Origin of the sequence: Acidilutibacter cellobiosedens, assembly GCF_004103715.1 — a bacterium.
Classification (GTDB): Bacteria; Bacillota; Clostridia; order Tissierellales; family Acidilutibacteraceae; genus Acidilutibacter; species Acidilutibacter cellobiosedens.
Genome location: NZ_CP035282.1, coordinates 1286211 through 1307851 on the forward strand (window position 1 = coordinate 1286211; position 21641 = coordinate 1307851).

Consider the following 21641-nt stretch of genomic DNA (forward strand, 5'->3'; position numbering starts at 1 on the left):
TAAAATTTTAAGAAAAAATTAATAAATCTTAAATATCTTAAAAGTATAATTTAAGAAAAAGGGGAGGAGATTAGATGAAGAGGACTTTAGAGTTTATTATTAAAACCGCTATTGTTGTTATATGTATATTAATAATATTTTATTTGAAAAATCGATAGGAAAATGGACATATTAATAATGAAGAGCATTATAGTCCTTAAAAAAAGCGAATATTATTGCAAAGGGTAAAGCCTATTGATATACTGAAAATATAAGGCTTTTTAATAGAAGAAGGGGAATGAGGGAATGAAAAAAGAGAAAATTTTGGTTGTGGAAGATGAGAAAGAGATATCGGATTTAATTGAAATATATCTTGTTAATGATGGATATGAAGTATTAAAGGCTTATAACGGAGAGGAAGCATTAAATATATTAAAAAATGAAAGAGTTCACCTTATAGTTTTAGATATTATGATGCCGGGAATGGATGGATTGGAAGTATGCAGAAGAGTAAGGGAAAATAACAATATTCCCATACTTATGCTAAGTGCAAAGTCTGAAGATATGGATAAGATATTGGGACTTACCACAGGGGCTGACGACTATCTTACGAAACCTTTTAATCCCCTTGAACTTCTTGCTCGGGTTAAGTCCCAATTAAGAAGGTATATATATTTAAATCCTAACAGTGAGATAAATGATGATAATGATATAAATATAAAAGGGCTTACAATTAATAAAAAGACTCATGAAGTGACAGTATATGGTAGAAAAGTAGATCTTACTCCCATTGAATTTGACATTCTTGCCCTTTTATCTCAAAATCCGGGAAGAGTTTTTAGCGGAGAGGAAATATTCAAAGAAATATGGAAAGAAAAGTATTTTGAAGGGAACAATACTGTTATGGTACATATAAGAAAAATTAGGGAAAAGATTGAAGATAATCCAAGGCAACCTCAGTTTATAAAAACGGTATGGGGGGTAGGATATAAAATTGAAAACTAAATTTTTTAAGAGTATCCGTTGGAGGATAATATTTCTTTTTTTCGCGAGTGTCATTACCGCTGTTTTTTGTGTATTGTTTTTACTCCTGATAGCTTATAACCTTCCGAGATCCCTTCTCCTAAGACAAACCTTAAGTGTTATGAAATATAGTGTGGGAGTTACTCCCGTTGTAATTTTTGTCGGTACGATACTATTTGTTTTTTTCTTTTTTATCTATATGCAGAGAATGGTTAAATATATTGAAGAAATTAACAGAGAAATTAAAGTTATTTCTCAGGGGCAACTTGAATCTCATATTCCCGTTAAATCCGATGATGAACTGGGGGAATTAGCGAAAAGCATTAATTTAATGGCTTCTCAGCTAAAAAATTCTATTGAGGAAGAAAGAAATGCGGAGAAAACCAAAAATGAATTAATTACAAGTGTGTCCCACGATTTACGGACTCCTCTCACGTCAATATTAGGATACCTGGGACTAATATCTAATGATGATTATAAAGATGAAATAACTATGAGGTATTATGTTGATATTGCTTATAATAAAGGAAAAGATTTGAAAAAAATGATAGATGAACTCTTTGAGTTTACAAAGTTAAATTACGGAGGGCTTAAAGTTGACTTAAAAAAGATTAATTTAGGTGAATTATTAGAGCAGTTGGCGGAAGAGTTTGTTCCGATTTTTAAAGATGCGGGAATGAAATATAGATTGGATATTCCTGAAAAGAAGGTATTTATATTGGCAGATGGCCCTCTTTTAGTGAGAGTATTTGAAAATTTGCTCATTAACGCTGTGAGATATGGAAAAGAAGGAAAATATGTAGATATAAACCTTCGCCGAAACGGAGATGAAGCCATAGTCGATATAGTAAATTATGGAGAAATTATTTCCCAGAGGGATCTTCCATATATATTTGATAGATTTTACAGAGTTGAAAAATCCCGTTCTCAAAAAACAGGAGGAACGGGACTCGGACTGTCCATTTCCAAAAGCATAGTAGAACTTCATCATGGAAGCATTAAAGCTTTCAGCGGAGAGGACAAGACTACTTTTGAAGTAGCATTAAAATGTGAAAATTCATAGTTTGGTATGAAATAAAACATCTCTATTGCAGAATAGAATATTATGGAGATGTTTTTTTATTATTGTTAATACTTATATTTCTATGTTATAATTTAGTGGACTTTATAGATAATGTGGAGATGAGCATTATGGATTTTCTGAAGAAGTACATAAGAATATATTGGAAAAAATATATAATAGTATTGATATTTCTTACTTTAGAGGCTATCTGTGATCTTCTTCAGCCGACTATTATGTCTAAAATTATTGATAATGGAGTGGCAGCTAAGAACTTGAACTATGTATTTCATATGGGAGGAATAATGCTCTTAGTAACAGTCATAGGAGCGGTTAATGCTGCTACGAGGAATATTATATCAAGTAGAGTATCCCAAAAATTTGGTACTGAGCTTAGAGGGGATTTATTCAAAAAAGTTCAGAGCTTTTCCTTTGATAATATCAATAAATTTCAAGGGGCGACTCTTATTACAAGGTTAACTAATGATGTAACCCAAGTTCAAAATTTTGCTCACGGAATGATGAGGATATTTGTAAAAGCGCCTATTCTCTGTATAGGAAGCCTTATAATGGCAGTACTTCTTAATCCCCCGATGGCTTTAATTCTTATAGGAGTAATCCCTGTTATCTTTTTTATAATATATCTTAATGTAAGAATAAGTTATCCGTTTTTTGTTAAAATACAAATTGCGTTAGATAAATTAAATGAAGTTATGCGTGAGTACCTGTCGGGAGTCAGGGTAGTAAAGGCATTTAACAGATTTGCTTATGAATTGGATGAATTTAAAATATCCAATGATAATTTAACCAATGCTTCAATTACAGGGATGAAAGTAGTTTCCATATTCAATCCTATAATAACATTAGTTATAAATTTAGGAATAGTTGTTATTCTTTGGATGGGAGGCATCAAAGTTAACAACGGTTCAATGCAGGTAGGAAAGATAATAGCATTTATTAATTATATGACTCAAATTCTTTTTTCTTTGGTGATGATGTCCCATGTATTTACTATGTTCATAAGAGCAAAGGCTTCAGCAGAGCGTATAGGAGAAGTTTTTGACCAAGAAAATAGTTTAAGGGAAATCGACTCTCCTGCAGATGTTAAAAACATAAAAGGAAAAATTGAATTTAAAAACGTGGATTTTACTTACAGCGGAAGCTTAAATCCTGTTTTAAAAAATATCAGCTTTGTCTGTAATCCGGGTGAGATGTTGGCAATAGTCGGTTCTACCGGCTCAGGAAAGACGAGTTTGATTAATTTAATTCCCCGGTTCTATGACGTTACTTCTGGAGAATTAAAAATAGACGAAATAAATGTGAATATGATGAATTTAAAGGAACTGAGAGATATTATAGCTATTGTTCCTCAGAAAACAATGCTTTTTTCAGGAAACATATTAGAAAATATTAAATGGGGAAATGAAAATGCCTCTGTCGAAGAGGTACAAGATGCTGCTAAAATTGCTCAAGCTCATGAATTTATAATGTCCTTTCCTGAAAAGTATACTACTCAATTGGGGCAAGGGGGAGTTAATCTTTCGGGAGGCCAGAAACAGAGAATTTCTCTTGCCAGAGCTCTTCTCAAAAAGCCTAAAATTCTTATCTTAGATGATTCAACAAGTGCGGTAGATATGACTACAGAAGGGAAAATAAGAAGAGGATTAAAATTATATTTGAAGAATACAACTTGTATATTTATTGCTCAACGCATTACTACAATTAGGGAAGCCAACAGAATAATTGTCCTTGATAATGGTATGATATCGGCAATTGGAACTCATGAGGAATTAATGAAAAATTCGGATATATATAAGGACATATATTACTCCCAGATGGGAAGGGAGGATGCAGAATATGGAAAATAAGAATTCCGAGAAGATAGTACAAAATATCGGTCTTTCAGGAAGAGGACACAGAGGGCCGAGAAATATGGCTCCAATTGAAAAACCGAAGAATTTTAGTGAGACTATAAAGAGATTATGGGGATATTTTAAAGGGGAAAAGAGACTCTTGACATTTGTATTCTTATTGGTAGGTATAGATGTTGGAGTTGGACTTTTGGCACCATACCTTATAGGAAAAGCCATAGATAATATTTCTCCCGGAATTCATGCCGTTGATTTTAGGAATCTACGCATTATTGCCTTAGTACTTATATCAGTATATATTACCGACGGTGTTGTTATTTTTTTTCAAGGCTGGATAGTGGCAGGCGTTTCTCAAAGAATAGTTTCGGGTATGAGAAAGGTGCTGTTTGGAAAGCTTCAAAAATTACCGTTGTTTTATTTCGATACTCACAGTAATGGTGAGATAATGAGTAGGCTTACCAATGATATTGATAATATAAGTACTACCATATCCCAATCGACTATTCAACTGATGTCTGGCGTTCTAAACATATTAGGCGCTCTTATAATGATGATTGTACTAAGTCCTTTACTTACAGTAGCATCATTAGTTACAGTACCTTTAGTCTTATTTCTGACACGGGGGATTGCTAAAAAAACTGAGATACTTTTTAAGGAACAACAAGATGTCCTGGGAAATTTAAATGGTCATATTGAAGAGTCCATATCGGGGATTCAGGTAATAAAATCCTTCAATAGAGAAGATAATATAATCAGATATTTTGAGAATATAAATACTCAATTATGTGAAGTGGGAACTAAAGCTCAAATATGGTCAGGATTTATTATGCCGATGATGAATGTAATCAACAATTTCGGTTTTGCGGTAGTTGCCGTATCGGGAGGAATTATGGCAGTAAAAAATATTATTACCGTAGGAATAATAGCAAGTTTTCTTAGTTATTCCAGACAGTTTTCAAGGCCTCTTAATGATTTGGCCAATATATTTAATACTCTTCAGTCGGCCGTGGCAGGAGCGGAAAGAGTTTTTGAGATACTTGACGAACAAGAGGAGATTGAAGACAGAGAGAATTCCCTGACGCTTCATGATGTAAAGGGAGATGTGGAGTTTAAAAACGTAAGTTTTGAATATAAAAAGGGAATCCCCGTACTTAAAAATATAAATTTTAAAGTGGAAAGGGGAAGTACAATTGCGCTGGTAGGTCCTACGGGAGCCGGGAAAACTACTATAGTCAATCTTCTTACAAGATTTTATGATGTAACGGAAGGTGAAATATTAATAGACGGAAAAGATATAAGGGATTATACCAGAGACAGCGTAAGAAGATGTTTTGGAATTGTACTCCAGGATACGTATCTTTTTTCAGGAACAATAAAGGATAATATTAAATATGGTAAAATAGATGCATCAGATGAAGAAATTAAAGAAGCGGCGATAATGGCTAATGCTCATCAATTTATAAATAGAATGCCTCAAGGGTATGACACCGTCCTGTTAGAAGGGGGAATTAATTTAAGCCAAGGAGAAAGACAGCTTATAGCTATAGCCAGGACAGTTTTGGCAAACCCGTCTATTCTGGTCTTAGATGAAGCTACTTCAAGTATTGACACGAGAACGGAGTTTAAAATTCAGGAAGCAATGCTTAAAATCATGAAGAATCGTACTACATTTATTATAGCTCACAGGCTTTCCACTATTAAAGGTGCAGACGTAATAATGGTTGTTGACGGAGGCCGAATTGTAGAAAGGGGAAGTCATGAAGAACTTATATCAAAAAAGGGAGAATACTACCGCTTATATCAAGGATAGCATAAAATATTTAAAAAGGAGATGATACAAATTAATATTAAAGCTAATATATATCAAACATTAAAGGGGTTAAAAGCAAGCCTTAAAAGATTTCCTGTTACTATAATTACATCTGTTGTTTTAGTAATACTTCTTATAGCTCTTGAAGAAAGCAGATCTTATTGGCAGAAGGAAGAACTGGAAAATCTTACACAAATAATAATGGTTATAGCTTTAGGGCTTCCTCTTTTTACATCTATGAAATTCTTTTTAGAAAAGAAGGGAAAATACAACGGGATTTTTCAAATAATTCTTTTTGCTTTGGTAGGAATATTTTTATTGTTATATTATTTCTTCCTGCTTAAAGATTTTAAAACGGTAAGCATATCAAGATATATAGGGATGAGTGTGTTTCTGTACGTCACGTTTTTATATATTCCCCGCCTCGGGAGAAGAGAAGATTATGAGTATTATATAATCAAAATATTTTCTTCATTTTTAATGACTCTTATTTACTCTTTTGTACTGTTTGCCGGAATTTCTCTGATACTTTTTTCCGTATCAAAATTGTTTTCCGTTAATATAGAGGGGAAAATATATTATTATGCATTTGTTATTATAGCAGGACTATTTTCCGTACCATATTTTCTTGCAAAAATTCCTTTAATAAGTTCTAAGTTTTCCGATGAGAAATATTCTAAAGGACTTAAAATACTTTTATTATATATAGTAATTCCTTTAATTCTTATATACACTTTAATATTATATGTATATTTTGGGAAGATAGTTTTAACCCAGCAGTGGCCTATAGGTTTGGTGTCGAATTTGGTTTTGTGGTATACTACTTTAAGCATAGGGGTTATATTTTTGATATATCCCTTAAAAGTTGATAACAACTGGGCAAAATATTTTATAAATTGGTTTCCTAAAATTATTCTTCCGATTCTTATAATGATGTTTGTTTCTATGGGAATAAGAGTGAGAGCTTATGGAATTACTGAAAACAGATATTATGTGTTGGTGCTGGGAATATGGGTATCGGCTATAATGCTGTATTTTATATTTGCAAAGGAGAAAAGAAATATTATAATTCCCGTTACTTTCTCCGTAATAGTTTTGAATTCTATTTTTGGGCCTTTAAGCGGTTTTTCCGTATCCAAATACAGTCAAAACCGAAGATTTGTTCACATATTGGAGAAAAACAATATGATTGAAGACGGAAATATCGTGAAATCACAAGGAAGTATTTCTGCGGATGACAGAGCCGAAATCAGCAGTATATTGGATTATTTTGAAGATAATCACAGCCTTGAGGATATAAAATACCTTCCGTCAGGCTTTGCTATGGGAGATATGAATGAAGTACTGGGATTTTCATATGTTAAAAAAGCTTCCGACGGAAGAGGCGAATATCTGTATTACAGCAGCTATGAAAACGAGGGAGCCATAGATGTAAAAGATTATGATTATTTTATGGATTCAAATTCTTTATACAGAAAATCCCTTGAGGTCGAAGGCATTCGGGCGGAATATGATATAAATTCCTTTGCATTTAGCCTTGTCAGAAACGGCAAAGTCATATACACTAAGGATTTAAACGAATACGGCCGGACAATATATGAAAACAATAAAAATACTGAGGGAAAATCCACCGATCCAGCCGAAATGACCTTTACGGATGAAAATGACGATTTTAAAATCAAATATATAATCAGGAGTTTATCGGGAAAACTTGAAGGAGATCCAGCAAAATTTCATTTACAAAACATGGAGATAAATATCCTGTTGAAGATTAAATAAGATTATTTAATGGATATTCAAGTATTTTATTAATTTTAATAATTGACAGTATTTAAATTTTATGATATTTTAAATTTATATTAAAGAAAGGAGTGGTGTCTTATGATGATGAGAATATATTTTAATTTTAATAACACTGCTCTTGGGATGTTGATTTAATTTCATATAAAATGATTTTTATTACTCCCTGGGGCAGGATATAATTTTTTATGCTGTTTCACAGGGTATTTTTATGCCCAAAATAATAACTGGGGGTAATAAATTGAATAACAATTTGTTTGAATTAGGATTGAATGAAGAAATAATTGAAGAATTTAAACAGTATTATAAGGATGGATATATAGGAAGAGTTATCACAGAATATAAGGGAATGTATAAGGTTATAACCGAAAATGACATAATTTTATCACAGATATCGGGGAAAATTTCTTTTGAAGCTGTGGATAGGAATGATTATCCGGCAGTGGGAGATTGGGTGGTATTGGACAGAGATAGATCGGACAGAGGAAATGCGGCCATTCATGGAATACTTCAAAGAAAAAGTAAACTTTCCAGGAAAGTTGCCGGAACCGATATAGATGAACAGATTATCGCTTCGAATATAGATATAATATTTATCTGCATGTCATTGAATCAGGATTTTAATTTAAGAAAGCTTGAAAGATATATAAGCATTGCATGGAACAGCGGCGGAACTCCTGTGGTGGTTCTGACCAAATCCGATTTGTGCGAAGATATTTCGGAGAAACTTACGGAAGTTGAAAAAGTAGCCATCGGAATAGATATAATACATGTCAGTTCATTAACATATGAAGGTCTGGAAGAGTTGAAGAAATATTTAACTTTTGGGAAAACCGTAGTATTTATAGGTTCTTCCGGAGTGGGAAAATCAAGTCTCATTAATTTATTGTTAGGCCAAGACAGATTAAAAACAAACGAAATAAGGGAGTCTGATGATAGAGGAAAGCATACTACTACTCATAGGGAGCTTATTCTTCTTCCGGAAGGAGGAGTTGTTATAGACACTCCGGGAATGAGAGAAATACAGCTTTTAGATGAAGAAGAAAGTATTGAAGATGCCTTTTCCGATATAACGGAAATATCCAAACACTGTAGGTTTTCCGATTGTAAGCATGATAAGGAGCCGGGTTGTGCAGTTGTAAAAGCTATAGAAGAAGGGGTTATTTCTAAGTCAAGACTTGACAACTATAACAAATTAAAAAAAGAAGCAGAATTCATTAAAAGAAAAATGGACAGAAAAGCCGAATTAAAATATAAGAAGGAAATAATCAGAAGGAATAAAAAGATAAGAAATAATAATAAAATTTAAGGGGACAATTTTTTAGATATAAGGATATTAACATTCAGAAATAAAGCTATAGATAATTTGATAAGGGAGATTTTAATATGGCTTTAAAAGCCGAGATAATAAAAAAAGAGCAATATAAAATTAGTAAATGGTCAGGAGGAACTACTACTCAATTAGCTATTTATCCCAAGGAAGCTAAATATGAGGAAAGAGATTTTAAATGGAGGTTAAGCTCGGCAGAGGTAAATATAGAAGAATCTACCTTTACCAAACTTCCTGAAATTCATAGAATTATAATGATAATTGAAGGAAAGCTGAAGTTAGAACATTTAGGACATCATAGTTGTATTCTCTATCCTTTTCAGCAGGATTCTTTTGAAGGAGATTGGGAAACAAAAAGTTGGGGAAAGGTAAGAGATTTTAACTTAATGTTTACTGATGAATGTAAGGGAAAGTTAGATTCAGCTCATATTAATAAGAATCAAGATTATTTTTGTTTATTTCCTCTAAAAGATAAAAAGTTTTTTCAATATACTAAGGCAGTATATTGTGTATGGGGTAAGATAAATATTAAAGTTTCGGAAGAAGAAAATTATATTCTCGAATCGGGAGATACAATATTATTGAATATTAAAGATAAGGAGAACATGAGTATTGCAATTATCGGAAAAGAAGATTCGGATATTATACTTATGGATATATTGGTATATAAATAATAGTTCAATGATAAATACAACTATTTTATAATTTTTTGTTTATAGTAAAGAATGGAAGGAATATATTAGAAGTAATAAATGAAGAATGGATAGACTGTTTTTTATATTATTTACATTGTGAATATATTCTGATATAATTTTTAATTAAGCAGTATTATTTTGGGAGGTGAAATTAATCAAATGGATGACAACCCTGACAGTTGTTTGTGTCGGATAGTAAAAAGCAGAAAAAGGCAGACATTTTTTAAACAGAGACAATAAATTCCTTGAATTAAAATAGAAAATCGAGGGAGTTTTTGTCTTTTTTGTTTTATTTAAATTTTTGAGGAGGTTGAATTTGTTTGTTTACTCAAATTGTGTTTTTATTTATACTAATTTTATTTAATGCCTTTTTTGCTGCTTCAGAGATTGCGGTACTATCTTTAAATAATAATAAAATAAGGATTATGGCTGAGAATGGAGATAAAAAAGCTATCCTTATTAATAATTTTATAAAAGATCCTGAGAAATTTCTTGCTACTATTCAAATAGGCATAACTTTGGCAAACCTTTTATCAAGTGCATTTGCAGCGGACACTTTCGCTGATAAACTTGCTATTGCTGTAGAAAGAACTGGTTTGCCTATACCTTCAGCCGTATTAAAGCCAATGGCGGTTATTGTTATTACAATAATTTTATCATATTTTACTTTAGTCATAGGTGAATTAGTTCCTAAAAAATTTGCTTTGCAAAAACCGGAGAAGATATCAAGATTTGCTGTAGGACCTTTAACTGTTCTATCATTTATAGCATTTCCTTTCGTGAAATTTCTAAGTTTTTCTACCAATACTTTTATAAAGATTTTAGGCGGAGATCCTAATGCTGCTGAAGATAATATAACTGAGGAAGAAATTAGAATGATGGTAGATGAAGGAGAAGAAAGTGGAGCCATCCAAGAAGATGAAAGAGAAGTCATAAATAATATTTTTGATTTCGATGATAAATTCGTTTCTGATGTCATGACTCACAGAATGGATGTATTAGCCGTACCTATCGATTCGGAGCTGGATAAAATAGTAGATTTAATAACTGAAGAAGGTTTTTCACGAATACCTGTTTATGAGGAATCTATTGATGATATTGTGGGAGTTCTTCATGCTAAAGATTTAATGAAATTAGTTAAAGAAGACATTCACAAGGATTTTGATGTAAAAGATATAATGAGAGAACCATACTTTGTCCCTGAGTTTAAAAATGTAAGTGCGTTATTCAAGGAGTTAAGGCAAAACAAAGTTCATATGGCTATCGTTATTGATGAATATGGCGGTACTTCGGGAATAGTGACTATGGAAGATTTATTGGAGGAAATTGTGGGAAGCATTTTAGATGAATATGACGAAGAGGAGAAAGTCGAATATGAGAAATTAGATGAAAATACTTATATGTTTGATGGAACTATAAGTTTGGATAAAGTTGAAGATATAATGAATATAAAGTTGCCTACCGAGAAGTATGAAACATTGAGTGGATATATTATCGGGCAAATAGGGAAGATTCCATCTTTTGAGGATAAAACGGCCATAGAGCTGGATAATATTGTATTTAAAGTAGAAGAGGTAGAAGAAAGGAGAATTTCAAAGATTAAATCCTGCAGAATTTAGAAGGTATGTTTAATTTCACGCTCTTACATTATCGTAGCTTTTGTGATAGAATTGTACAAAGATTTATTTTAATAAGAAGGAAGGTTATTATATGGAAAAGCATATACCAACAAGGCAGGAAGCTTTTGAATTATTAAAAGAATATAACAAGGGGGAGAGTTTAATACATCATGGACTGGCAGTCGAAGCCGTAATGGTTCATTTTGCAGAGCTATTTGGTGAAGATAAAAATAAATGGGGAATTATAGGATTGGTTCATGATTTGGATTATGAGATGTACCCTGATAAGCATTGTATAAAGGTTAAAGAAATATTGACTGAAAGAAATTGGCCCGAAGATTATATTAGAGCAATACAAAGCCATGGCTGGGATATCTGCGTTGATATAAAACCCGAAGAAAGGATGGAAAAAGTATTATATACCATAGATGAATTAACTGGTTTGATAACGGCTACGGCCCTTTTAAGACCAAGTAAGAGTGTTATGGATTTAGAAGTAAAATCGGTAAAGAAAAAATGGAAGCAAAAGAGTTTTGCTGCAGGAGTTGACAGAGAGACAATAAAAAGAGGAGCAGAACTTCTTGGTATGGATTTAGATTTTATGATAGAAGAAACAATTAAAGGGATGAGAGATGTTGCCGGAGAAATAAACTTAAAAGGTTCAATTGAGGAATGAATTAAGGAAAACACGATTTTCATCTGAATTATAAAAAAGGTGGATTTTCTATAATTGTAGAAAATTCACCTTTTTATAATTAGATAACCATGCTAATAGTTAATATATTCACCTATCTGTTTTTAATACGATTAATGCTATATTAATTAAATTTTCTAATAGTAGTAATTAACAATGCTCAGTTGCCAAAACAGTTAATACTCCATTAGTAACATTAAACGTTCCAACAACTGCTGCTAACAATGAAGATCCTTCTACAGATACTCTATATGTGCAGCAATCACTGCCGCAAAAATCACCGTCACATACTTCAAAGTTTACTGGTATAGTACTTCCTATAGCTACTGCAACTCCTTGGAATAAGTCGAAGGTATAAATTTCTGTTTCCGGAACGTTTCCACATCGTTTAAATACTCTGAAAGTTAGAGTGAAACCAAGAGCAATTGCTGTTCCAAAACTAACCAGTGCTGAAAAGCTTAATTTTACTTTTGGTTTATCAAAACACTCTAAATCTATAGAAACGGTACCCAAAGTTTTGGGAACAGGTGTAGAATCTAAAATATTTATTATTGGTATAGAAGTTGCACCTGATACGTTTGCACAATTAAATGTTGTTTGATGAGGTTCTTGACATTTACATGGCTTAGGCTCCTCACAACATTCTGTAGGATAAAAGTAAAATTTGCTTCCTGGATTTTTATTAACAGGACCTTGAATTCTATTCATATATATAACCCCTTTCTTCTAAATTAACCTTTCTTATATATTTTATTTGCTTATCTGCTTTTCTAATTATAATATATTAAACATATAAAATAATGTTACACAACAATTTTAAATAAAATTTGTTTTTATGGCCCATGGTAAAGATATATTTTACCTTAAATATAAATTTTCCGTAAAGTGTGTTTCAAGAAAGGCTTTCTTATTTTATATATAAAAATTTTGGACGTAAGGTAGAAATGGTGTAACAAATTTGTGAACTTTACATAATTTATACCGAGAAATGAATATAGTTTATTTTAAACAATGTATGCAGATTAAAAGAATAATAAGGAAGGGATGCTAATGGGTTATCGAATAGATTCTAAAAATAGAGAGTATGTGGAATATCAAAATTGTAATTGCGTAGAATCGGAACCGCGTAAATATGTAAGACCGGATCCGTGTAAGTGCAAAAGACCAGATCACTGTAAATGCATAGAGATAGTATGCCCTCCAGGACCAAGAGGACCACAAGGACCTCCAGGACCAAGAGGAGCAACGGGACCACAGGGACCAGCAGGAGCAACAGGAGCGCAGGGACCACAGGGCCCGCAAGGTCCAGCAGGAGCAACGGGAGCGCAAGGACCGCAAGGACCAATAGGTCCACAAGGACCAGCAGGAATAACGGGTCCGCAAGGAATACAAGGTCCACAAGGACCAGTAGGACCACAAGGTCCGGTAGGAGCGCAAGGACCAATAGGAGCAACAGGACCACAGGGACCAGCAGGTCCAGCGGGAGCAACAGGAGCGCAGGGACCACAGGGACCAGCAGGCCCAGCAGGAGCAACAGGAGCACAGGGACCAGCAGGCCCAGCGGGAGCAACAGGAGCGCAGGGACCACAGGGACCAGCAGGCCCAGCAGGAGCAACAGGAGCACAGGGACCAGCAGGCCCAGCGGGAGCAACAGGAGCGCAGGGACCACAGGGACCAGCAGGCCCAGCGGGAGCAACAGGAGCACAGGGACCACAGGGAGCACAGGGACCAGCAGGCCCAGCAGGAGCAACAGGAGCACAAGGGCCACAGGGTATAACAGGAGCTCAAGGCCCACAAGGACCGCAAGGACCAGCAGGCCCAGCAGGAGCAACAGGAGCGCAGGGACCACAGGGACCAGCAGGCCCAGCGGGAGCAACAGGACCACAGGGACCAGCAGGCCCAGCAGGAGCAACAGGAGCACAAGGGCCACAGGGTATAACAGGAGCTCAAGGACCTTTAGGGCCTCAAGGACCACAAGGTATAACAGGACCTGCAGGACCGACAGGACCGCAAGGACCGGTAGGACCACAAGGAATACAAGGACCAGTAGGTCCGACAGGACCGACAGGACCTGCGGGAGGATTGTCAACTTATGGATATTTCTATTCACCTGGAACAAGTTTAGGAACAGGCATAATACTCGGCGGAGCTGAGATTCCTTTGACTAATGATGGAGTAGTGGTTGGATTGACACATATCGCTCCAAGTCCTGATGTAATAGTAAATGCTACTGGAGATTATGAAATAGAATTTTTAGTATCAACAACCGTGGGTGTTAATGCAACATTTGCAATAGCAGTAAATTCAGTAATTCAGACGGAGATTAACTATACTGCCTTAGTAGCTTTAGGTCAGGTTAAAGGTCAGGGAATATTATCATTAGAAGCTGGAGATTCAATATCAATAGTAAATAATTCTTTAATATCTGCAACACTGTCACTTAGTTCTGCAGTTTCAGTTTCATTACTTGTAAAAATGGTTTAGAAAGATTTTTTAATAAAAGAATAGCTCTTTGAATTTTTAAAGGGCTATTCTTTTAAAGGAGGATTTTATGAAAAAAAATATTACAATTAGTTTGTGCATGATAGCAAAAAATGAAGAAGATGTATTATATAGATGTTTAAATTCTGTGGCAAGAGCTGTTGATGAGATAGTAATAGTCGATACGGGCTCAACAGATAAAACCAAAGATATAGCTCAGAATTTTAATGCACATATATATGATTTCCCCTGGGAAGATGATTTTTCAAAAGCACGTAATTTTTCTTTTGGAAAAGCAACAAAAGATTATATATTATGGATGGATGCAGATGATATAATGAAAGAAGAAGATATGAGAGAATTAATAGACTTAAAAAGTAAATTTGATACTACAATAGATTCAGTTACTATGAATTATGTATTAGAAGAAGATGAAGATGGGAATTCTGTATTTTCTTTACGCAGAAACAGACTTGTCAAAAGAGCAAACAATTATATGTGGATTGGAGCGGTTCATGAATATTTGAATGTTTATGGCAACATTATAAATTCAAATATTTCCATATATCATAAAAAGGTAAAAAACAGTGGAGACAGAAATTTAAAAATATATGAGAACAGATTGAAGAATGGAGAAATGTTTAATACGAGAGATATATTTTATTATGGGAATGAGCTTTATTATAATAACTTTATTCCTAAGGCCATAGCACAGTATAAAAAATTTTTGGAAACAGAGGATGGCTGGGTGGAAGATAAAAAAACTGCTTGTGCCAATCTGGCGGATTGTTTTTACAGAATAGGTGATTTCAAGAATGAATTGAGATATTCATTTAAAAGTTTCGAGTATGGGATTCCCAGAGCTGATTTCTGCTGTAGAGTAGGATATCATTTTTTAAACAATAAGCAATACGATGAAGCTATATTTTGGTATAGTTTGGCGACCAATCTTCCTTTAGAAGAAAATAGCTGGGGATTGATAAATAATATATGTTTTACGTGGCTTCCTCATATACAGCTATGTGTTTGCTATTCTGCAAAGGAAGAATACGAGAAAGCATACCGCCATAATAAAATTGCAGAAAAATATGCTCCAAACAGTAATATGGTAAAGCAAAACAAGATGTTCTTGGAAAAGGTGTTGTCGATTTCGAGCAGATTGTGATAACAGGTGATAATATGATAATAAACCCGTATAATTCGATATAGAGGATATGCGGGTTTTAGAATTTTATATATTTTATTTAGTGTTGTATAATTGTATAACTGTTTTCTTTGTTGAATGGTGGGGTATTATAATATTGGTTGTTTTTTGATTATATTAATTATAGTTTTACCATATAAGAAAATCGGAACTTTGGGAGGAACATAGTTTATGAAGAAATTTGCGACTTTTATTTTATTTTTTTTGATTATTGCTGTTACTGTTACGGGATGCGGAAATATAAGAAATAAAGATTATATGTTTGAAGATAATGGGAAATACAAAGTAGTTACTACTACAACTATGCTTACAGATTTGGTAAAGAAAATAGGAGGTAAATACATAGACGTTTATGGCTTAATGGGACCGGGGATAGATCCTCATTTGTATAAAGCAAGTGCAGGGGATGTTATACTAATGCAAAAAGCTGATATGATAGTATATGGAGGTCTAAATTTGGAAGGAAAAATGGGAGAAGTATTTGAAAATTTGAGAGATATAGACAAACTGGTAGTTTGTGCTGCTGATGGAATAGATAAAAAAAATTTGATTAAAGTTGATGGTGATTCAAATGTTTACGACCCTCATGTTTGGTTCGATGTAAATATATGGGAAGATGAAGCAATAGAGGTTGCAAAAGGATTAAAGAAACTGGATAAAAAACATTCGAAAGAATTCGATGCCAATTTAGAGAGTTATCTTTCAGAACTAAAAGAACTGAATAATTATATAGTTAAAAGAGTATCAGAAATTCCTGAAGATAAAAGAATACTTATAACTGCTCACGATGCATTTAATTATTTTGCGAAAGCATATGGGTTTAAAGTTAAAGGGCTTCAGGGTATAAGTACTTCAGCTGAAGCAGGGACCTCAAATGTACGCCAGTTGTCCGATTTTATCGTAGAACATCAAATTAAAGCCGTATTTATTGAAACCTCAATACCGAAGAAAAACATGGAGGCATTGCAAGAAGCTGTGGAAGCTAAAAATTTTCAGGTTAAAATCGGAGGAGAATTATATTCGGATTCTCTGGGAGACCCGGATACCAGTGCAGGGACGTATATAGGCACATTCAAACATAATATTGATACTATTGTTGATGCATTAAAATAAATAATTAAAGTAGAGGGGATGAAAAGGTGGACAATAATGAGTATATAGTAAAAGTTGAAGATATGACCGTGGTATATCAGGTTAAACCTGTTTTATGGGATATAGATCTTAAAATACCAAAAGGGGTTTTAATGGCAATAGTAGGCCCTAACGGAGCAGGGAAATCTACACTAATTAAGGCTATGCTTGGACTCATTAAACCTATATCAGGAAATGTATTATTTGACGGTAAACCATATAAAGAACAGAGAAGCCATATAGCTTATGTGCCTCAAAGCGGGAGTGTTGATTGGGATTTTCCTACAAATGTATTGGATGTAGTTCTTATGGGGCGTTACGGAGCATTAGGATGGATAAAGAGACCTTCTCATGATGATAAGATTAAATCAATAGAAGCCTTAGAGAAATTAGGAATGAAGGAATTTGCAGACAGGCAGATAAGCCAGCTTTCCGGAGGACAGCAGCAGAGAGTTTTTCTTGCAAGAGCTCTTGTTCAAGATGTTGATATATATTTTATGGATGAACCCTTTAAGGGAGTGGATGCGAAAACTGAAAAGGCGATAATATCTCTTTTAAAGGAACTAAGGGAAAGAGGCAAAACTGTAATAGTAGTGCATCATGATCTTCAAACTGTTCCGGAATATTTTGATTGGGTAACTTTGCTGAATACTCAAATAATAGATAGCGGTCCTGTTAATGTGGTATTTACTGAAGAGAATTTAAAGAAAACTTATAGAAGTACCGGACAAATTTTGAAAAGGTAGGGATAGTATGGATATATTACAGATAATTTTGAGAGATTATACTTTAAGAATAGTAGCATTGGGTTCCGGAATTTTAGGGATAATAAGCGGAGTTGTGGGAAGTTTTGCGGTTATCAGAAAGGAGAGCTTGATAGGAGATTCGGTTTCTCACTCGGCTCTTTTGGGAATTGCTTTGGTTTTTCTTATTACTCAAACTAAGACAACTGAATTTTTGCTTTTCGGTGCTCTGATGTCCGGTCTTGCCGCTACATTTTTAATTCTTTTTATAGTAAGATATTCAAGAATAAAATTTGATAGTGCTTTAGCTTTAGTACTTTCTGTTTTTTTCGGAGGTGGAATAGCACTTTTGACCTATATTCAGAAAATACCAAATGCAAATCAAGCTGGACTGGATAAATTTATTTTTGGTCAGGCGTCAACTTTATTGAAAAGAGAAGTTTGGATGATGGGAGTCCTTGGAATTATAATAATAACTTTGATTATTATATTTTGGAAGGAATTTAAAATAATTTCTTTTGATCCTGAATTTGCAGAAAGTATTGGGTTTTCAGTCAAAAAAATAACTATGATCCTTTCGGGAATAACAGTAGCAACTATAGTTGTAGGTCTTCAAACTGTGGGAGTTATTTTGATGAGTTCTATGCTTATAGCTCCGGCTGTGGCTGCCAGACAGTGGACCGATAAACTTTCCGTTATGGTTATATTATCAGCAATGTTTGGAGCAATATCGGGAATTTTAGGAACTATATTAAGTTCAATAGTATCCGAGCTTCCCACAGGACCTATGATAGTAATGGTTATAAGTGTAATAGTGATGATAAGTTTATTATTTGCACCGAACAGAGGGCTTATATGGAAATATTTTAAAGAAAGGAAAAATCAAAAAGAGGTAAGCGAAGATAAGATTTTAATTAATTTATATAATTTAGCAATGAATCACAAGGAATTGTATCACGGTCATGAAATTTCGGCAATAAAACCTTATAGTGCAAAAGTAAAAGGAGAATCACAGATTGTTTATATATTACAGAATTTGTCGGAAAGGAATCTTGTACAGAAAGATATTTTTGATAAATGGAAGATTACCGAAGAGGGGATAAAATACGTTCAAGATTATTTTGGAAAGGAGGAAGAATAAATGCAGCCACAGTTGGAAATTCAAATTATTGCGGTAATAGTATCGGTAGCGTGTTCTCTTCCGGGAGTGTTTTTAGTACTGAGAAAGATGTCAATGATGTCCGATGCAATAACCCATACAATTTTGCTTGGAATAGTAATAGCTTTTTTTATGGTCCATAGTCTTACATCGCCTCTGCTTATAATAGGAGCCGCCGCAGTAGGAGTTCTTACTGGATTTTTAACTGAAATGCTTCATAATACCAGGCTTATGTCGGAGGATTCGGCTATAGGAATTGTATTTCCATTTCTTTTTAGTATAGCCATTATAATAATTTCAAAATATGCAGGCTTGGTTCACCTGGATACGGATTCGGTATTGTTAGGAGAATTGGCTTTTGCTCCATTTGACAGGATGAGAGTGTTTGGGATAGATATAGGGGCCAAAGCTATTTATTCCATGGGAGCAATTCTTATTATGAATATTTTATTTGTAACTATATTCTTCAAGGAATTAAAAATAGTAACTTTTGATCCTACCTTAGCTTCAGTTTTGGGATTTTCTCCAATACTAATACATTATCTTCTTATGACAGTTGTTTCTATAACGGCAGTAGGGTCTTTTCAAGCAGTAGGTTCAATTTTGGTTGTAGCATTTATGATAGGCCCTCCCGTAATAGCATACCTTCTTACAGATAATTTAAAACACATGGTTTTAATAGCAGCTTTGGCAGGAGCAGCAAGTGGAATATCAGGATATCAATTTGCATCCATTTTTGATATATCCATAGCAGGGTCTATGGCAATTATGGTTGGGACAATATTTTTAATAGTATTTATATTTGCTCCTGAGAGAGGACTTTTGACTACTATAAAAAGAAGAAAACATCAAAAAGTAGATTTCGCGGAGAAATCTTTGATATTTCATATATATAACCATGAAGGCACTGATAATGAGTATATAGAATGCGGAGTAAATACTATTAAAGATCATCTTCATTGGGATAATGATTTTTTGAATTTTATAGTAGAAAAATTAAAAAGGGAAGAAAAAATATGTATAGAAGATAACGTAATAAAGTTAACCAAATCGGGAAGAGAATATGGAATAAAAAGTATGAGTCAGTTATTTTAAGAATTGGAGATTAATTTTTAATGAAATTAATCTCTATCCGACAGCCAACAGACGATAATGTATACTCTAATTATACCGCTGTTACCGCCCGTTGGAAAGGATGTCGCTTTGACAGAATGCTTGTTTCAAACTCTGCCTTGCTTATCGGCATCATGTTGAAGCAAGCGGGCAAAGGTGGACACAATATCGCCCTCCTTGCTACCTTTAGCACAAATATTACAAGATTTTTTTACGCCGCAATTTCTAATCGCACAGTCCCCACACATTTTTTCTGAATGAGTATCAGAATGGCAACCCAAGCAAAACATATCATCTTTTGAAAATACACAAGTGTCAGTTGAATACTCTTTTGCCAATCTGATTTGTTCTTCATCATTATTGTTGAATTGTGGCAAGGTAAACAAGACATTCGCCACAATTCAAACCACAATATGCTAAATCCATTAAAACAACTCCTCCCCTAAATACTTGTCATGTGGCACTACCAAGCATTTTTCGATAGCTTTCCAATAGCTTTCGTACAGGCTTTTTTGTGCAGTACCATAGTTCTCAATAGTATCAAACTCCCAATAAAGCATATAACGAACACTCTTTACAATACGGGTTACCTTATGTGGTGGAAGTCCCTCTTTGATCAAAGAAAAATCGTTAATATTGTGTGTTCTTTTAATAAAGCGTAGCAGTAATACACCCTCTAACTGCTTCATGAATTGGACAGCTTCTTTCATGAGAGTTTCAAATTCATTAACTTTGTCTGGCTTGACTTGGTAAATACATATTTCAGAAAATGACATCCTTTTTCCCTCCTTTGCCTTTATTATATCTCATGGAATGCGACATGTGTATGTCGCATTCCTAAAAATAAATGATTTGCCGCTTTTTACCCTTGTCACTATTGCACAAGCAGGGCTGGTGTATATACACCAACACATTTTTAAGATTTTCCTGTACGGGAAAATCTCAAAAATTGTTTGTTGGGCTAGCCACCCCAAACCCGGCTTAGGAGCAGTATCACCTTCAGGATCAGATATATTTCTACTGCCGCTAAACATTTTTTAGAAATCTTTAAATCATAAATATGAAATTTTTAGTTGATTTAATTACAAGACATGCGGTAAAATAGTATTCATAATATGAAGATATCATATTCGCCAATAGAAAGGCGGATTTAATTTATTAAGAAAATAATATTTTCTAATATAGAAGGAGAGAATAGCAATGTCAAATGAAATCAAATATGAAGTTATCGAAAAAATAGGGGTGATTTCAGGCGTGGATAAAAAGTGGCAGAAGGAATTGAACTTAATAAGCTGGAATGGCAGAGAGCCTAAATATGATATCAGAGACTGGGATTCAAGTCATGAAAAGATGGGTAAAGGAGTCACTTTTACAAGAGATGAATTAAAAAGGCTAAGAGATATATTAATTGATCTTGAGCTTTAGGTATAAAAATGAGGAGGGAAAGAAATGAAAGATATAGTTTTTGCAGGAGGATGTTTTTGGGGAGTGGAAGAATATATGTCGAGAATAGAAGGAGTTGTAGATACAAAGGTCGGTTATGCTAACGGTATCAAAGCTAATCCTTCTTATGAGGAAGTATGTACTGGGACAACAGGTCACGCCGAATCATGCTATGTAAAGTTTGATGAAAATAAAATCACCCTTGAGGAACTTCTTCACAGGTTTTGGAAAATAATTGACCCTACATTGGTGAATAGGCAAGCTGGAGATACAGGAGAGCAATACAGAACAGGAATTTATTACATTGATGAGAAGGATTTGCCGATTATACTTAAAACCTTGGAAGAAGAGAAAAATAAATATGAAAAACCCATAGTCACGGAAATAGAGCCATTAAAATGTTTCTACGACGCGGAAGAATACCACCAAAAATATTTGAAAAAGAATCCGAATGGATATTGTCATATTAAATTTTAGATGAATTAA

Annotated in this window: 20 protein-coding genes; 17 read left to right on the plus strand and 3 right to left on the minus strand. The window is 33.9% G+C overall.

Annotated elements, in window-relative coordinates:
* Positions 1–285 precede the first annotated feature (285 nt).
* The 9 genes from EQM13_RS06040 to EQM13_RS06080 all read left to right on the plus strand — a co-directional run bounded on the left by EQM13_RS06040 (position 286) and on the right by EQM13_RS06080 (position 11863).
* The gene (locus EQM13_RS06040; protein ID WP_071140819.1) at positions 286–984 is read left to right on the plus strand and encodes a response regulator transcription factor; all 699 of its coding nucleotides are present in this window, start codon (positions 286–288) and stop codon (positions 982–984) included.
* A gap of 139 nt (positions 985–1123) precedes the next feature.
* On the plus strand, positions 1124–2065 hold the full coding sequence (locus EQM13_RS06045) for a sensor histidine kinase (protein WP_206172884.1): 942 nt from the start codon (positions 1124–1126) through the stop codon (positions 2063–2065).
* Between the two features lie 128 nt (positions 2066–2193).
* Positions 2194–3930: an ABC transporter ATP-binding protein gene (locus tag EQM13_RS06050; protein WP_128752261.1), complete on the plus strand. Its 1737-nt coding sequence runs from the start codon at positions 2194–2196 to the stop codon at positions 3928–3930.
* Complete coding sequence (locus tag EQM13_RS06055; RefSeq protein WP_071140816.1) at positions 3920–5743, plus strand: ABC transporter ATP-binding protein; 1824 nt, start codon at positions 3920–3922, stop codon at positions 5741–5743. Before EQM13_RS06050 ends, EQM13_RS06055 begins: the two co-directional genes overlap by 11 nt.
* A gap of 21 nt (positions 5744–5764) precedes the next feature.
* Positions 5765–7522, plus strand: a complete 1758-nt coding sequence (locus EQM13_RS06060; protein WP_128752263.1) for a DUF4153 domain-containing protein — start codon at positions 5765–5767, stop codon at positions 7520–7522.
* Between the two features lie 262 nt (positions 7523–7784).
* Positions 7785–8852, plus strand: coding sequence for a ribosome small subunit-dependent GTPase A (gene rsgA, locus EQM13_RS06065; protein ID WP_200796156.1), 1068 nt, complete (start codon positions 7785–7787; stop codon positions 8850–8852).
* Positions 8853–8929: 77 nt separating this feature from the next.
* Positions 8930–9547: a HutD/Ves family protein gene (locus EQM13_RS06070; RefSeq protein ID WP_071140813.1), complete on the plus strand. Its 618-nt coding sequence runs from the start codon at positions 8930–8932 to the stop codon at positions 9545–9547.
* Between the two features lie 341 nt (positions 9548–9888).
* Positions 9889–11187: a hemolysin family protein gene (locus EQM13_RS06075; protein ID WP_071140812.1), complete on the plus strand. Its 1299-nt coding sequence runs from the start codon at positions 9889–9891 to the stop codon at positions 11185–11187.
* A 91-nt stretch (positions 11188–11278) separates the two neighbouring features.
* On the plus strand, positions 11279–11863 hold the full coding sequence (locus EQM13_RS06080; RefSeq protein ID WP_071140811.1) for a hydrolase: 585 nt from the start codon (positions 11279–11281) through the stop codon (positions 11861–11863).
* A gap of 168 nt (positions 11864–12031) precedes the next feature.
* On the opposite strand, the gene EQM13_RS06085 is transcribed toward EQM13_RS06080, so the two are convergent.
* Entirely contained in the window at positions 12032–12589 is a 558-nt protein-coding gene (locus tag EQM13_RS06085; RefSeq protein ID WP_071140810.1) for a DUF4489 domain-containing protein, read from the minus strand.
* Between the two features lie 342 nt (positions 12590–12931).
* Here EQM13_RS06085 and EQM13_RS18915 point away from each other — a divergent pair, with 342 nt between their 5' ends.
* From EQM13_RS18915 to EQM13_RS06115, 6 genes are all read left to right on the plus strand, one after another.
* Positions 12932–14365, plus strand: a complete 1434-nt coding sequence (locus EQM13_RS18915) for a BclA C-terminal domain-containing protein (protein ID WP_206172886.1) — start codon at positions 12932–12934, stop codon at positions 14363–14365.
* Between the two features lie 67 nt (positions 14366–14432).
* Positions 14433–15527: a tetratricopeptide repeat-containing glycosyltransferase family 2 protein gene (locus tag EQM13_RS06095; protein WP_071140808.1), complete on the plus strand. Its 1095-nt coding sequence runs from the start codon at positions 14433–14435 to the stop codon at positions 15525–15527.
* A 210-nt stretch (positions 15528–15737) separates the two neighbouring features.
* Positions 15738–16679, plus strand: coding sequence for a metal ABC transporter solute-binding protein, Zn/Mn family (locus EQM13_RS06100; protein ID WP_071140807.1), 942 nt, complete (start codon positions 15738–15740; stop codon positions 16677–16679).
* 62 nt (positions 16680–16741) lie between these two features.
* On the plus strand, positions 16742–17443 hold the full coding sequence (locus EQM13_RS06105) for a metal ABC transporter ATP-binding protein (RefSeq protein WP_071140809.1): 702 nt from the start codon (positions 16742–16744) through the stop codon (positions 17441–17443).
* Between the two features lie 7 nt (positions 17444–17450).
* Positions 17451–18581 carry a metal ABC transporter permease gene (locus tag EQM13_RS06110; protein WP_128752267.1) on the plus strand — a complete coding sequence of 377 codons (1131 nt, stop codon included), beginning with the start codon at positions 17451–17453 and terminating at the stop codon, positions 18579–18581.
* The gene (locus EQM13_RS06115; protein ID WP_128752268.1) at positions 18582–19694 is read left to right on the plus strand and encodes a metal ABC transporter permease; all 1113 of its coding nucleotides are present in this window, start codon (positions 18582–18584) and stop codon (positions 19692–19694) included.
* 125 nt (positions 19695–19819) lie between these two features.
* On the opposite strand, the gene EQM13_RS06120 is transcribed toward EQM13_RS06115, so the two are convergent.
* Complete coding sequence (locus EQM13_RS06120) at positions 19820–20089, minus strand: hypothetical protein (protein WP_143037691.1); 270 nt, start codon at positions 20087–20089, stop codon at positions 19820–19822.
* 48 nt (positions 20090–20137) lie between these two features.
* Positions 20138–20488, minus strand: a complete 351-nt coding sequence (locus tag EQM13_RS06125) for a hypothetical protein (protein ID WP_071140803.1) — start codon at positions 20486–20488, stop codon at positions 20138–20140.
* A 424-nt stretch (positions 20489–20912) separates the two neighbouring features.
* Between EQM13_RS06125 and EQM13_RS06130 the strand changes: the two genes are divergently transcribed.
* Entirely contained in the window at positions 20913–21137 is a 225-nt protein-coding gene (locus tag EQM13_RS06130; protein WP_071140800.1) for a YdbC family protein, read from the plus strand.
* A 24-nt stretch (positions 21138–21161) separates the two neighbouring features.
* On the plus strand, positions 21162–21632 hold the full coding sequence (msrA, locus tag EQM13_RS06135; protein WP_071140799.1) for a peptide-methionine (S)-S-oxide reductase MsrA: 471 nt from the start codon (positions 21162–21164) through the stop codon (positions 21630–21632).
* Positions 21633–21641 lie beyond the last annotated feature (9 nt).

Excerpts from the sequence above, each read along its gene's own strand:
- EQM13_RS06130 (WP_071140800.1), top strand. The coding sequence starts at position 20,913 with ATGTCAAATGAAATCAAATATGAAGTTATCGAAAAAATAGGGGTGATT.
- EQM13_RS18915 (WP_206172886.1), top strand. The coding sequence starts at position 12,932 with ATGGGTTATCGAATAGATTCTAAAAATAGAGAGTATGTGGAATATCAA.
- EQM13_RS06045 (WP_206172884.1), top strand. The coding sequence starts at position 1,124 with ATGAAATATAGTGTGGGAGTTACTCCCGTTGTAATTTTTGTCGGTACG.
- EQM13_RS06100 (WP_071140807.1), top strand. The coding sequence starts at position 15,738 with ATGAAGAAATTTGCGACTTTTATTTTATTTTTTTTGATTATTGCTGTT.
- EQM13_RS06115 (WP_128752268.1), top strand. The coding sequence starts at position 18,582 with ATGCAGCCACAGTTGGAAATTCAAATTATTGCGGTAATAGTATCGGTA.
- msrA (WP_071140799.1), top strand. The coding sequence starts at position 21,162 with ATGAAAGATATAGTTTTTGCAGGAGGATGTTTTTGGGGAGTGGAAGAA.
- EQM13_RS06085 (WP_071140810.1), bottom strand. The coding sequence starts at position 12,589 with ATGAATAGAATTCAAGGTCCTGTTAATAAAAATCCAGGAAGCAAATTT.
- EQM13_RS06080 (WP_071140811.1), top strand. The coding sequence starts at position 11,279 with ATGGAAAAGCATATACCAACAAGGCAGGAAGCTTTTGAATTATTAAAA.
- EQM13_RS06060 (WP_128752263.1), top strand. The coding sequence starts at position 5,765 with ATGATACAAATTAATATTAAAGCTAATATATATCAAACATTAAAGGGG.
- EQM13_RS06070 (WP_071140813.1), top strand. The coding sequence starts at position 8,930 with ATGGCTTTAAAAGCCGAGATAATAAAAAAAGAGCAATATAAAATTAGT.
- EQM13_RS06055 (WP_071140816.1), top strand. The coding sequence starts at position 3,920 with ATGGAAAATAAGAATTCCGAGAAGATAGTACAAAATATCGGTCTTTCA.
- EQM13_RS06110 (WP_128752267.1), top strand. The coding sequence starts at position 17,451 with ATGGATATATTACAGATAATTTTGAGAGATTATACTTTAAGAATAGTA.
- EQM13_RS06125 (WP_071140803.1), bottom strand. The coding sequence starts at position 20,488 with ATGTCATTTTCTGAAATATGTATTTACCAAGTCAAGCCAGACAAAGTT.
- EQM13_RS06105 (WP_071140809.1), top strand. The coding sequence starts at position 16,742 with ATGACCGTGGTATATCAGGTTAAACCTGTTTTATGGGATATAGATCTT.
- EQM13_RS06040 (WP_071140819.1), top strand. The coding sequence starts at position 286 with ATGAAAAAAGAGAAAATTTTGGTTGTGGAAGATGAGAAAGAGATATCG.
- EQM13_RS06050 (WP_128752261.1), top strand. The coding sequence starts at position 2,194 with ATGGATTTTCTGAAGAAGTACATAAGAATATATTGGAAAAAATATATA.
- EQM13_RS06095 (WP_071140808.1), top strand. The coding sequence starts at position 14,433 with ATGAAAAAAAATATTACAATTAGTTTGTGCATGATAGCAAAAAATGAA.